Source organism: Arthrobacter sp. NQ7 (assembly GCF_029581595.2).
Lineage (GTDB): Bacteria > Actinomycetota > Actinomycetes > Actinomycetales > Micrococcaceae > Arthrobacter > Arthrobacter phenanthrenivorans_B.
In genome coordinates this window covers 26,409-40,020 of sequence record NZ_JARFXU020000012.1, presented here as the reverse complement: position 1 = coordinate 40,020, position 13,612 = coordinate 26,409, and the positions used below count along the sequence as shown (strand labels likewise).

Here is a 13,612-nt window from a genome sequence, read left to right as displayed (position 1 = left end):
AATGATCCAGGCCCTCTCTGACGGGCGTGCCGGCGCGGGTCTCGCCGCTCCCACTCGACTCGCTACGCGACTCGCTCCGACTCGCCATTCGACTCGTTCTATCGATAGACTTGTGACTGATTTATGAGTCGACTGGTTTATGAGTCACCGACGAAAGGGAGTCATGATGGTTGTCGGGATCCTCACCGAGAAGCCGAGCGCGGCGCGGCACTTCGCTGCAGCCCTCGGCGGCATGAACGGCACGTACAACGGGGAGCAGTTCGTCATCGCCCACGCCCGGGGGCACCTGTACGAGTTCGTCGATCCGCACCGGATGGTGGCGGATCCGGACGTGGCCGGGAAGTACCGGACCTGGGACCTGGGCAACCTGCCCTGGGACCCTCAGCAGCTGGACTGGAGCCTGGAGGTGATCAAGAACGCGAGCTCTGTCGCCCAGGACGTGAAGCGGACCCTGGGCAAGTGCGACGAGATCGTGATCGCCACCGACGTCGACCCCACGGGCGAGGGCGGCATGATCGCGGTCAATGCCTTCCTCGAGTTGGGGCTGAAGCCGGGCAAGTGGTCGCGCATGTACTTCACTGATGAGGCTCCGGCCTCGCTGCAGAAGGCCTTCGCCGCGCGCAAGGTCATTCCGTCGCTCTTGGACTTCGACGAGTACCGCAAGGCGCGCTACCGCTCACAGTTCGACCTGCTCTCGATGCAGTTCACCCGCATCGCCACGAACATGGCGCGCCAGTCCGGGCAGGACACGGTGCTGCGTCAGGGCAGGTTGAAGTCGGCGATGGTCAAGCTCGTCGGCGACCAGCTGAAGGCTTACAACGACTACGTCAAGAAGCCGTTCTTCCAGAACCGGTTCCGTGACGAGAACGACGTGATGTACACGAACCCGGAGGAGCCGCGGTTCGACCAGAAGGACCAGGTGCCAAACCAGTACGGCCCCTCCCCCGTCGTGCTCGACGGCAAGGCGACGAAGCAGACCGCACCACCGAAGCTGCTGGACCTGGCCGCACTGTCCTCGCTCCTGGTGGGCAAGGGGATCAAGGCCCAGCTCGTGCTTTCGACCTACCAGTCTATCTACGAGGCCCAGGTCGTCAGCTACCCGCGCACTGCCGACGTGACGATCACGCCCGAGCAGTTCGACGAGCTCGCGCCCCTGGTGGACAAGATTGCCGGGGTCGTGGGTGTGGACGTGAAGCTCCTGACGCACCGCCAGCCGCGCAAGACGCACGTCAAGCCCCAGGGCGCACACGGCGCGAACCGGCCGGGCCCGAAGGTGCCCGCTTCGCTGGACGAGGTCGAGCAGCGCTTCGGCAAGGCCGGCCGCCTGATCTACGAGACGCTGGGCAAGAACTACCTGGCGATGATCGCCGAGGACTACATCTACGAGCAGCAGAAGGGCCACGTCAAGGACTACCCGGACTTCGTGGGCATCGCCAACGTCCCGCTGTCGGCGGGCTGGAAGGCGGTGTTCGATCCGGACGCCGGCGACGACACCGCCGAGGGCGACGAGAACGAATCGGCCAAGGGCCTGGGCACCAACGCTGAGCCCGTCGTCTTCGAGGGTGCGAACAAGCGCCCCGAGCACCCGAGCATGAATTGGCTGATGAAGCAGCTGGAGAAGCGCGACGTGGGCACGGGTGCCACCCGGACCTCGACGTACTCCGAGGTGACCTCGACGAAGACGAAGTATCCGCTGCTGTTGGAGAAGGGTCGCAAGCTCACCCTCGCCGAGGCCGGAGACATGAGCTGGCGGCTCCTGCCGGGGACCCGGATCAGCGATCTGGCGCTGACCGAGAAGGTCTATGCCGATATGAAGGAGATTGCCGCGGGCACCGGCCCGAGCGCAGAGGAGCGCCTCGCGGTCGTGGCCGACTGGGTGCGCGAGGACATCGTGACCATGCAGAAGAACGCCGCGACGATGCGCTCCGCCCTGGGGCTCAAGGAGGACGCCGTCACCCGGAAGGAGCGGGCGCAGGGCATCTGGGCCAAGACGGGCAAGGATGTGGTGCTCGCGCGTGAGTGGGGCGGCCACCGCTTCACCGACGACGAGGTCGCCCGGCTGCTGGCCGGGGAGACGATCGAGTTTTCGGCGAAGAGCACCACGGGCAAGGCTTACGAGGTCTTCGGCGAGCTTGACGAGGGCACCTTCAAGGGCCGGAAGTTCGTCGGGTTCCAGAAGCTAGGCTTCGGCCGGCGCGATGCCAGCGGCAACGCGCTGCCGCCGGCGTCCTGGTGCCACTACACCTTTACGCCCGAGGAGATCGACCGCCTCATGGCTGGCGAGGGCGTCGAGTCCAGCGACTTCGTCTCAAAGAAGGGTAACCGCTTCCAGTGCAAGGTCTTCTTCCGCGAGGAGAAGAAGGGTGAGGGTAAGAAGATCGTGCCTGACTTCGAGGCCTCCCTGGACTCCCCGCCGAAGAGCTGGTGCGGGGTTGCCTTCACCGACGATCAGCTCGCGGCACTGGCCGCGGGCAAGACGATCAAGGGTACGGGCTTCACCTCGAGCAAGGGAAAGAAGTTCGACGCGACCTTGGCCTGGAAGGACGAGGGCGGCAAGAGGAAGCTCGTCCCCTCCTTCGGCTGAGGTTGCGCAGACTCGTTCTTGAATGATTATTCGGGGGTCAGTCCGATAGACTGCCCGTCCACGTACATCAGCACGCCACGGCACCGCCCGACGGCATCGGATCGCACGTCCGAGTCCGTTGGGCGGTGCCATTCTTGCGTCAGTCACGCTCGATTCAATAGGTCTATCTAAGGTAGAGTAGTCATGTATCCCTCGTCTATGAGGGCATTCGGACAGGCACGGACAAATCAGTGGTGGCAGCAGGGAGAGATTCATGGCGAAGATGTCGTACAAGGTGCCGACGAGCCTCAACAGGTCGTTCCTCGACCACGAGATCACGCTCAGCAAGGGCGGCTGGGCGGCCAAGCCCTCCCCCATCAAGCAGCTGTTCTTCTTCGGCGGGGGCGCGCTGGCGCTGCTGTGGGCGGTGACGCAGACCTTCGTGGCGAGCTCGGGTCCGGTGTTCATCACGCTCTTCGTCATCTGGGGCCTGGCACTGATCGTCTACTTCGGCGGCATGACCAAGACCGAGGAGCTGCGGGCGATGAACGTGCCCGCCCTGCTGGCGTACGCCCCGTCCCGGGCACGCAACGTCTTCACCCGCCGCAGCTCGGACCCGAGCGACTTCTACTCGATCGTCGGCATCGACGGCATCGAGGAGGACGGCCGGATCCACTTCTCCGACGGCGGTGAGGGGCAGGTCTACCTGGTCGTCGGCTCAGCGTCGTACCTGCTCTTCGACGAGGACCGCATCGGCATCCTGGACCGGGTCGACGCCTTCTGGCGCAAGATCGACACGAACTGCGAGTGGTCCTTCGTCACCACGAAGGAGCCGCAGCGGATTTACCACCAGGTGGCCTCGCTCGAGCACCGCAACCACGCCCTCGAGGTCCGCGACCCTGACCTGATCGAGCTGCAGAACGAGCAGTATGACATCCTCACGCAGCACGTCGGTGGCAAGTTCACCTCGATCCACCAGTACCTGCTGCTCAAGGGCAAGAGCGCTGACGCTCTGCGCCGGGCGCACATGGTGCTGCAGTCCGAGGTCGAGGGGTCCGCGCTGATGATCAAGGAGGCTACGGTCCTCGACCGCGAGGAGACCGAGCCCATGCTGCGGGTCTTCTACCAGGGCATCGAGGACGACCTGCACTCTCTCAAGGCCTCACTGAACTGACCGGGCCGAGCTGGACGAACAAAGGAAGGACGAAGGGTGACATGGCGCTGATGACGAAGGCCCGCGCGCAGCTGGGCATTCCGGGGAAGAAGCCCCGGGGCGGGGACACTGCGGCCGTGCCGGGCGTGGATGAACTGGAGGCCGCTCTCGACGGCGATCCCGCCACGGGCGGGACGGCGGAGCCGTCCGAGGTGACCGCGCCGGCGGTCGCCGCTGAGCCGGCCGAGGTGGCCGAGCCGAAGAAGAACTGGTGGCAGCGCCGCCAAGAGATGAAGAAGCTGGAGGGGCGGTTCGACTCGTATCCGCACCTGCTGGCGCTCAAGCCTCGGGAGAAGTACGTCTTCCGCTCCGACTACTTCGAGGTCGACGGTTCCGTGGCGTGCGTGCTCGCGTTCTTTCACGACGACGCCGCGCGCGACAACTTCGCCGCGTTCTGGGGCATCGACCGGATCCCGGACGGGCTCGACGAGCGCGTCACCGCGGTCGTCCTGGAGCAGGTGCGCCGGATGGACGAGAAGTGGGTGGATTCGTTCACCAAGCAGTCGGAGAAGCTCGACCGCCTTGACGCGAACGAGCAGGAGGAGACCGGCACGACCTCCTCCAAGCGCAAGGCCGCCAAGATCTCCTCCGACCTGGAGGTCACCATCGGCGAGATCCAGGACGGCGCGAGCTACCTGTCGGTGCACAACCGCCTGTTTCTCAAGGCTCCGGACCTGGAGACGCTGGACGACTCGGTCGACCGCGTCACGCGCCTGTACATCGACCGCTTCGGCACGCTGAAGGCTGCGGCGTACGCCGGCGAGCAGCGCCAGGAACTCTCGGGCCTGTTCAAGAACAACGAGAAGAAGCGCGGCAAGGGCTTCCACTTCACCTCGACCGAGCTCGCGGGTTCGTACTCGCTGGTGACTAACGGCCTGAACGACCGGGGCGGCGAGTACGTCGGCTACATGGTCGGCGACGTCAACAACTCGGCCGTACTCATGGACGTGAACCGGTACGAGCACCACGTTGTCGTGGCAGACGCGACCCTGAGCGAGTACCTGGACCGCCAGCGTGTGTCGAACATGTGGTGCTCGAAGATCTCGCAGGCCTGCATGCTCGGCAACGGCTCGGTGGTCCACCTCGTGCTGGACGGGGCGGACCTGGACAAGCTCGGCCCGAACTTCGAGCGGCTGACCTCGCGCGTGGACCTGAACCGCGGTGACGTCAACCCCTTCGAGCTGTTCGGCGACGAGGACGACGAACTGACGGTCTTCGCCGCGCAGATGGAGAAGCTCAAGCTGATGTTTGAGCAGCTCTACGAGACCACGGACGGGGCAAACGGCTCGATCATCCGCTCCGCGCTGGAGGACACGGCGACCGACTTCTACGTCGAGCAGGGCATGTGGCGGCACAACGCCAAGGACCAGCGGCACCGCCTGCGCGTGGTCAACATCCCGCACCAGCAGGTGCCGCGGCTGCAGATGTTCGTCTCGTACCTCGACACCGCGCACAAGGCCCTGCTGAACTCAAGCAAGACCGACCCCGACCAGCTGCGCGCGTACAACGTGCTGCGCGGCATCGCGAACACGATGCTCAGCACGAACGGCGACCTGTTCAACAACCACACGGCATCGGCCGTGGACGGGGTCCGAGATGCCCGGCGCGTGGTCTACGACTTCTCGCGGCTGATGCGCCGCGGCAAGGGCGTGGCCATGGCCCAGCTGGTCAACATCGTCGGCTTCGCCGTCGGCAAGCTCGGGCTCGGGGACACCGTGGTGATCCACGGCACCGAGCAGATTGACGACCGCGTCAAAAAGTACCTGCGCGACCAGTTCGACCACATGCACGAGCGCGGCGGCCGCGTGGTCTACAGCTACAACGACGTCGACAAGATGCTCGCGGACTCGGACTTCAACAAGTTCGACGCCGCGGACTACACGCTCTTCGGGCCGATGCGCGACCGCACGGTGGCGGAGTACCAGAAGCAGCTGCACCAGCAGATCCCGCCGGACCTCGCCCAGCTCATCACGACCAAGGGCGAGAACCTTACCTACCTTCGCCGGGACGTGTCGAACGTGGTCTTCCACCTCGACCTCGCGCTGGGGATCAACCCCTTCCGCGAGGCCCAGCGCAGGCAGGTTCGCCTGGAGGCCGCCAAGGCCGACGAGGCGGCCCGGATGGACCAGCTGATGAAGGACAAGCCGGCACCCGGCGCGAAGCTCACCAGCGCCCGCCAGAGCGTCGAGTCCGAGGAGGACCGCTCTGAGGACCAGGTGGGGCGGGCCGACCGCAGGAAGGCCATGAAGAAGGCCGGGACCGCCCCGCGGAAGCTGGGCAAGTCATGACGGCCATCACGGACACGACAGACAGGAAGGGAAAGATGAACGGGACCATCACGCTCGCGGCGCGGGCCCGGGCCGCGGCGACTGCCCGGGGCGGGCTGGTGCGCGTCCTGGCTCTGTCGCTGCTCGTGGCACTGGTTGTGCCGCTGCTGATGACGGTGTTCGCGCCATCGGCGCACGCTGCCGACGACGAGGACCGCGACAATTACTCGCTGTACCAGCTGGCGTCGAATGCCTCGACGTACTTCAGTCAGGAGAACTCCCCCGAAGGCAAGGACAAGCCCGAGGATCGGATGAACGAGGACTGGCGGGCGATCACCGCCGACCCGGCGACGGGCGGCGACATGCTCGGCTACGCCGACTCCGAATTCAGCCTCTTCAACGTAGTCGGCTGGCTCTTCGCCGAGGCGACGGGCTCCACGCAGACCATCGGGTACGACACGCTGAATGCGACAGCCAGCGGCAGCGGCAAGAACGTCTACTCCGGCATGGTGGACTACGCCCACTTCGGCGCGGCCAACGCCGACCTCGGCCTGGACACGATGTCCTCGGGCATCGGTGGACAGATCCTGTCGCTCATCGGCGGCGGCGCGATCTGGCTGCTCTACGCGATGGCGCTGGCCGTGGGCACGCTGTTCTATCTCATCACCCAGCTGCTGAAGGTGCTGAACCCGTTCATGTGGTTCTACCAGGCGGTCGCTGGCGTCGCGGACTCCGGCGGCAATACGAACAGCGCGCACCAGCAGGACCTCGCCGACGGGATGACCGGTGGCCAGGCCGGCGGCGGTGCCCTGGCGGGCCTGCGGCACTGGATCGCAAGCTGGTACGGCCTGCTGCAGTCCATCGCCTGGGAGGCGCTGGTCCCGCTCTTCATCGGATTCCTGATTATTGGCCTGGTGCTGTTCAAGAAGATGGACCGCGGCTCGGCGATCAAGAAGCTCGTCGTGCGCGTCGTCTTCATTGGCGTGGGCCTTCCGCTGATGGGTTCGATGTACACCGGCGTCCTGGACAAGTTCGATGACTCGCTGCTGGGCCAGCACGCCGGCCCGACCCGTGTGGTGCTCTCCACGTACGTGGACTTCGAGGCCTGGATGATGAACGACCGTCTCGGCGTTCCCGATGAGGCCGTTATCGCCTGGGACAACGGCCAGGCCAGCAACAACGCGATGATGTCGGTGCGCACGACGGCATTGGCGATCAACAAGCAGGCGCACGGTTCGACCTTCCGCGACATCAGCGTGGGCCCCGGTGCGACCAATGCCGAGACGGCCTGGAAGAACAGCCTGGTCGGCATGGAGGGCAGCCCGGCGGGTGACTTCAACGCCGTGGGCGAGACCTTCGGCATGCTCAACAGCTACATCTCGGGCCAGATTACATCGGCGTCGGACTTCGAGTCGGGCATCAAGAGCGCGATCACCAACCTGCCGGTCAACAGTGACGTGAAGAAGGAGTGGTTCATCGACAAGAAGTCCTATGGTGACAGCGACAACTTCGGCGGGCACGGCGAGTCGGACTACATCCCGACCAACCACCCGGTGCTGGCGGCCGGCGGCAAGGGCCTGACCTCCTCGAACCCGGGCGGGAACACGACGAGCTTCTCGACCCAGGGCACCAAGCACGGCTGCGGGTTCTCGGTCTGGGCGGACAACGCCCCGGTCTCCTGCAATATGTCGGCGCTGTCGGCGTACAACTACCTGAACACCGGCTTCGGCCCCGACTCGATGACGATGTACAGCTCGAACAACGTCACCAGCGGCCTGACCCGCGAGGACCACATGGCGGTCAGCCAGGTCGGCACGGGCCCGGCGAAGTTCATGTACTGGCAGAACGCCGGCGTCGTGTTGGGCAGCATGGTCCTGCTCGGCTTCTGGTACGCCATCGGCATGCTGGTGGGCGCGGTCAAGCGCACCTTCAGCCTCGTGGCCGCGGTGCCGTTCGCCACGCTGGGCGCGATCGCCGCGATCAGCAAGGTGATCGTCTACTCCGTCGCACTGATCCTCGAGGTGCTGGTGACGCTGTTCATCTACCAGTTCGTCTCGGAGCTGCTGATCTCCATCCCGGACATCATCTCCGGACCGGTGTCGGCCTGGATGTCCCAGGACGGCCTGTGGGGCTCAGGCATGCTCGGCGGGATCATCGTGGTCATCCTGACCCTGATCTCCTCGCTGCTGATCATCGGCATCACCTTGGCGCTCCTGCGGGTGCGCAAGGTCGTGCTGCAGGCGATGGACGAGGTGTTCACCAAGCTCGTGGACAAGTTCCTCGAGACCAACACCGCACCGAAGCCGGACAAGAGCGGCATGCTCCCCGCGCTGGCTGCGGGAGCCGGGGCCGGAGCGGGCATGGCCATGGGTAACAAGCTCGCCTCCGGCGTCGGCGGCAAGCTCGGCGGCAGCGGGGCCACGAAGCCCGGCGGCACCCCCGGTGGCGGCAAGGGCTCGTCGACCAACGCCGGCGGCCTGAACGGTGAGCAGAAGTCGCTTGCTGCCGGGAAGGGCGCACTGGCCCTGGCCGCCGGTCCGAACGACGGTCCGGAAGCCGGCCCCGACGGCGGCAGTCCCGCCGGCCCCGGTCCGGTTCCCGGCGGTGGTGGTGACAGCGGCGGCCGCGGCCCGTCCGCTGGTGGCCCCGAGGGTCCCGGCGACAAGGGCGGTCCTCTGCAGCTCACGGGCGGCAAGGCGGGGAGCTCCCGCTCCGACAAGGAGACTGCTCAGACCCTGAGTGGCAAGGGCGGCCTGTCGAACCTCGGCTATAGCACCGGCCAGGGTCCCTCCTTGCGGGGCGGCCAGGCCACCGGCGGCCAGACGAGCTTCGGGCTCGGCGGCGTGCGGGGTGCTCCTGGTACCGGGCAGCCGGGCCATGGCCAGGGTCAGGGCCAGAAACGGGACGGGCTCACGGGCGGCACCGATAGCGGTGCGCACACCAGCCGTGGTCGTAAGGCGGACGCCGGCCAGTCGGCACCGACGCAGTTCGGCACTGGACAGCAGGCGGCTCCTGCCTCCTCGGGCCAGGGCCCGCGCTTCACCGCTGGCACCGTCGGGCCCGCGCAGGTGAACCCCGTCGTCGCAGCGGTCCCGGGGATTCCGGGCACCCGGGCGACGCGGGCCGCCGAAGGCCAGCAGCCGCAGGCCAACGCGGGTTCCGGCTCCCGTGCTGTGCAGGCAGGACAGGGTATCCCGCAGGCCAGCGGCAGCCAGCGCCGCAGCCCGCAGGCTCCGGTCCAGGCTCCGACCGGCCAGGGCAGTGCCCACCGGGCTCCGGTCCAGCCCCGCACCGGCGCTCCGGCGCAGGCGCAGGCGCAGGGCCAGTCCGGTCAGCGTCCGGAGGCCCCGGCTCCTGCTCCTGCTCCTACCCAGCCCCGTGCCGGTGGCCGGGTTACCGGAGGCGCTCAGGGCAGCCAGGGTGTCCAGCCGACTCCACGCAGCGGACGTCGACCGGCACCGGCGGCTCAGGCTTCGAAGGCTTCGGCTCCCACCCCGGCTCCGAAGGCCCCGGCCCCGAAGCCGTCGCAGCAGGCTCCGGCCCAGCAGCGGCGGACGGCGGATCCGGCTCCGAAGCGCACGGACGGTCCCGTGTCGCGGAGGAAGCCGGCTGAGGACCCGAAGAACTGATCGTTGGTGATGAGGGCGGCGCACTCCAACAAGGGGTGCGCCGCCCTTTGCCTGCCACGGGGGAAAGGATGGAACGGATGAATCTGCGAGGCAAGGCGCGCGACGAGTTTCCGCTGGGCTGGTGGCACTCGGGGCGCTGGTGGCTCGAGGGAGCGCGCGAGCTGGCGGTGAACTGCCTGGCCGCGTTGGCTGCTGTGTTCTTCCTGCGCGAGGCGCTGCGGCTGGTCCGCCATCGCGACAGCCCCGCTGATCTGGCGCGCCGGCGGGTGCCGACGGAGGGTTGGGTGGCCGGGCTCCTGCTCGGATGCATGGCTTTGGGTAGTTCAACGGCCCTGGCGGCCGTGGCAACACAGACGGGCTCTCCTGAACGGGGACTGGTCCAGGCGGCGGTCCTCATCGCCGTCTTGTGGTGGCTGGCCAACGTGGTCGTTTCAGTAACCGCGCTTGCGGTGCTGGCCAGGTCGCGGGTCCGGCAGCTGGACACCTGGGCCGAGATCGATTTCGTCGAGACACATGCACCGAAGAACGGACGGCCGCCGGAGACGATCGAGGAGTACCGGGCGCTGCGCCTGAAGGGCGGACGGCTGTAGGGCTCCTACGGGACTGCCAGCCAGTCAGACACGAGAAGACCCCGTGGACGTGATGTCCACGGGGTATTCTTTTCCCGTCGGGTGGCAATCGTACTGCAGCACCGGCCTCAATCCCTCTGGGGGCCCTTGTCGAAGATCCGCGAGATGCGGTCGATTCCCTCGGCGCTGAAGATGTCCGAGACGGCACCGGCGGTCCCGCTGCGCGGCAGCTCCGAGCGCAGGGTGAGCTTGGCGTACCCCTTGGTCGGCCGGGACTCGATGACGTAGACAATCTCGTGCGAGACGAAGGCCGAAGTGGCCGAGTCCGGCTTCTTCTGGTGGGAGAGCACCCGGAAGCCGGCCCGGGTGCCGATGTAGTCGAAGAAGCGTGTGAGTTTCTCCTCCTCGAGCTGCCGCCGCTCCCCCGCGTTGCGGCCGGAGACTTCGATCAGCTGGATGTGCGTGCAGTCGACATCGTCCGTCGGCCGGCGGATGTCGTCGAAATCCCAGGTGGCTCTTGCCGCGCGCAGCTGCTCGTCGCTGGGGTACGCCACCCGCTCCTTGTAGTACCTGATCGGTCCGATGAGCGTCATGTCCGACCTCCTGCATCCTGTCTGGCGCGCGGGCGCATCCCGGGAGAGAAAAGGCAGAGCCCCGCGGACGCGTGGTCCACGGGGCTCCGGTGCTGCAGGTCGATCGGGGCAGTCAAGGGGTCAGCCTCCTCAGCCGCAGTACTTGGTCTTGACGGCCTTGCCCTGCTCGCTGTCGACGGGCACGAGCACGACGTCGTTGACGCCGTTGGAGAAAACGAACTCCATGGTCGACTTGTCCTTGCCGAAGCTGATCGAGCCGGTCTCGGTGGTGCTGCGGCCAGCCTCGGTCCAGTCCACGGAGGACTTGGACTCGTTGATCTTGCCGGTGCCGCGGACGGTGTAGGCGTCCTTGAGCTCGCCCTTCGCCGCGGCCGCCTTCGGGTCGTCGAGGACGGAGTTGATGGAGTGGCAGGCGAGGTCCTGGCGGCTCGCGGTGTCGAAGTAGGTGATCTGGTCACCGTCCACGACGACGATGTCGCCGTTCTGTCCTTCCGAGGTGGCGAAGTACCGCCCGTCCCCGCCGGAGCTGCTGCAGCCGCTGAGCACCAGCGCGGCGCATGCCAGGGCCGCAGCGGTCGCGGCCAGCTTCGTCCGCGTCACGTGTGCGGTCCTGGTGATGTCCATGGTCTTCTCGTCCTTCTGGTCGGTCCTGTCGTCCTGGCTCTGTGTCCAGGCAATGAGTGTTCGGAAGGTCCAGCGTCTCGGCTCCACAGTTCAGAACTGTTTCCCCGAGCCCCCTTCCCAAGCCATGCCCGGGAGCCGAAGCTGGACTATCCACACCCGCCTGGACGGACGATCTGCTCAGCCGGGGCTGAGCAGGATTTCCACTCGTATACCTGTTTTCTCTACCAGTATGGCAGACCACGTACCACCTGTACCACCTTGCACATGTCAATCAGAAGATGACAGAGACAACTCCAGACACAGAGAGCAGCACGCGGATCCCTGCGCGGAGAACGCCTGCAGGACCCCGGCGTCGTGTCCGGTGTGCCACTCACTGCCGTCAGGGCCGGGTACTGCACCGCAAACGGGCAGCAGGTCGTTGGGACGGGCATAGAGATGGTGGACAGTCGTGGCGGTTAGTCGAGTCATGGCCTAATCCTTTCAGGCCGCCGCCATGGGAAGCGGGAGGATTCCAGAGCGGCGAGACGCTGCCCGGGAGTCCTCGATGAACACAAGAGCGATCGTATGGAACATCTTTCGGTACCTCACTCTTCGTCGAAGGGCAGGGCGGCATCCGCGTCCCCCACGTCGACCGGCGCTCCTGGAGGTGCGGCCGTCGGGTGGTCCTGATATAGCGCGTCGGAGGCTCGCTCGTCATATACGTCGGCGAGCCCGGCACCCTTGGCCCCGAGGTCCTGCTCCCAGTCAAATCCCATGCTCTCGATCCAATCGAGCCCCACCGTGCTCCTGGAGGATCGCGACAACAGCCGAGGCAAGATTATTGGCGCGCTCGAAGGTGCGCTTCATCGTGCGCATACTGACTGAATTGAGTCGTATTCGATTGTCATTCGATTGATCTATCGAATAAGCTATTGGACATGACTACAGTGATGGATGAAAGGAAAGCGACAGAGCTCCTACCGCCTTCCATCACACCCGACACTTGTGGAACGCCGGCCGGTTCGTTGGATGTCATTGCGGCACTGACCAAGGCTGGCGAGAAGCTTGCTGAGAACGCTCCTCCACTGACCGCGGAGCAGGTTGACCGCCTTGTCGCGATCCTGCGTCTGAGCGATGGTGGCGGAACAGAGCTGAAGGACATCGCCTAGCGGCATTCGTTCGCCACGGGCTTTCGCAATAAAGAAAGTACCCCACACCTCAAACGAGGTGTGGGGTACTTCTTTATTGCCGGACACGCGAGGCCACTCCCGAACGGTTCATCATGCGACCATGCGACCATGCGACCATGGTTGTAGACGAGCGCGCGGTCTCATCAAGCGTGCTGAACTACGACACACATCGGACGAAGTAGAAAAACATGGGATCATTCACCCCGCGGGTGATGCGCTTGCTCTCGGACGAACTGACCGCAATGCCCCTGCGCCAGATCGACGCCCTGTTCGATGATCGGGGCATCGTGCTCGGTCCGCCGCAGCCCCGCGAGAACGACGAGAGCGTTCGGCGGGAGCGAATGCGCCGCTATCTCGCGACGCTCGATCTGAATGGCTCCGCCGATGTGCAGCGGCTGACAGCGGTCTTCAGCGACGTGCTGAAGAAGATCATCGAAGACAGTTCGACCGGTTGGGGCACCAACGACGGTTTACGGGATAAGTGGTCCCGGATCCTTCGTGAGGACGGCTTCGAAGTCGACGAGGCCACCGGTGTGGTGCGACTAGGCCGTGTCGGCGCACAGCTGACCGAACACGCGCTCAACGCTCTTGCCGATCCGCAGTCCATCCATGACCATCTCCGCCGGCTCGGCGACAGCGTCGACACAGATCCTCGGCTCGCCGTGAGTACCGCCAAAGCGCTGATCGAATCGACCGCCAAATGCGTGCTCAGCGCCCGCGGGCAGAGCTATACCCGTGCGGCGAAGGTGCCTGCCCTGGTCCACGCGGCACAAGAATCACTCGGATTGGCAGCCAAGTCGGTCAGCGACGAAGACAAGGCGCTGCGCCAGGCCCTGCAGTCCCTCGTCACCCTTACCCAGAGCGTGACTGAGCTCAGGAACAACGTCGGCATTGACCACGGAGGCGAAGAAGTGCCCCGATGGGTGCGCCCACGGCATGCCCGCCTAGGAGGCTGCTGAATAAGGCGGAGTTTAAGGCGCGCCTG

General features: G+C 65.9%; 10 protein-coding genes. 7 read left to right on the top strand and 3 right to left on the bottom strand.

Annotation, left to right across the window (positions count from 1 at the left end; genetic code table 11):
* The first annotated feature begins 163 nt into the window (after nucleotides 1–163).
* From PUN71_RS13580 to PUN71_RS13560, 5 genes are all read left to right on the top strand, one after another.
* Entirely contained in the window at nucleotides 164–2,584 is a 2,421-nt protein-coding gene (locus PUN71_RS13580; RefSeq protein WP_283532405.1) for a type IA DNA topoisomerase, read from the top strand.
* 253 nt (nucleotides 2,585–2,837) lie between these two features.
* Nucleotides 2,838–3,737, top strand: a complete 900-nt coding sequence (locus tag PUN71_RS13575) for a hypothetical protein (protein WP_277798842.1) — start codon at nucleotides 2,838–2,840, stop codon at nucleotides 3,735–3,737.
* 41 nt (nucleotides 3,738–3,778) lie between these two features.
* Complete coding sequence (locus PUN71_RS13570) at nucleotides 3,779–6,064, top strand: hypothetical protein (RefSeq protein ID WP_277798841.1); 2,286 nt, start codon at nucleotides 3,779–3,781, stop codon at nucleotides 6,062–6,064.
* A gap of 35 nt (nucleotides 6,065–6,099) precedes the next feature.
* Entirely contained in the window at nucleotides 6,100–9,672 is a 3,573-nt protein-coding gene (locus PUN71_RS13565; RefSeq protein ID WP_277798840.1) for a hypothetical protein, read from the top strand.
* Nucleotides 9,673–9,749: 77 nt separating this feature from the next.
* Nucleotides 9,750–10,262, top strand: a complete 513-nt coding sequence (locus PUN71_RS13560) for a hypothetical protein (protein WP_277798839.1) — start codon at nucleotides 9,750–9,752, stop codon at nucleotides 10,260–10,262.
* A 107-nt stretch (nucleotides 10,263–10,369) separates the two neighbouring features.
* On the opposite strand, the gene PUN71_RS13555 is transcribed toward PUN71_RS13560, so the two are convergent.
* From PUN71_RS13555 to PUN71_RS13545, 3 genes are all read right to left on the bottom strand, one after another.
* Nucleotides 10,370–10,834 (bottom strand): hypothetical protein, encoded by a 465-nt coding sequence (locus PUN71_RS13555; RefSeq protein WP_277798838.1) that lies wholly within the window; start codon nucleotides 10,832–10,834, stop codon nucleotides 10,370–10,372.
* 129 nt (nucleotides 10,835–10,963) lie between these two features.
* Nucleotides 10,964–11,545 (bottom strand): hypothetical protein, encoded by a 582-nt coding sequence (locus tag PUN71_RS13550; RefSeq protein ID WP_071416348.1) that lies wholly within the window; start codon nucleotides 11,543–11,545, stop codon nucleotides 10,964–10,966.
* A 497-nt stretch (nucleotides 11,546–12,042) separates the two neighbouring features.
* Complete coding sequence (locus PUN71_RS13545) at nucleotides 12,043–12,213, bottom strand: hypothetical protein (protein ID WP_277798837.1); 171 nt, start codon at nucleotides 12,211–12,213, stop codon at nucleotides 12,043–12,045.
* A gap of 162 nt (nucleotides 12,214–12,375) precedes the next feature.
* Between PUN71_RS13545 and PUN71_RS13540 the strand changes: the two genes are divergently transcribed.
* The gene (locus PUN71_RS13540; RefSeq protein WP_277798836.1) at nucleotides 12,376–12,606 is read left to right on the top strand and encodes a hypothetical protein; all 231 of its coding nucleotides are present in this window, start codon (nucleotides 12,376–12,378) and stop codon (nucleotides 12,604–12,606) included.
* A gap of 209 nt (nucleotides 12,607–12,815) precedes the next feature.
* Nucleotides 12,816–13,586: an abortive infection family protein gene (locus PUN71_RS13535; RefSeq protein WP_277798835.1), complete on the top strand. Its 771-nt coding sequence runs from the start codon at nucleotides 12,816–12,818 to the stop codon at nucleotides 13,584–13,586.
* The last annotated feature ends 26 nt before the right edge of the window (nucleotides 13,587–13,612 follow it).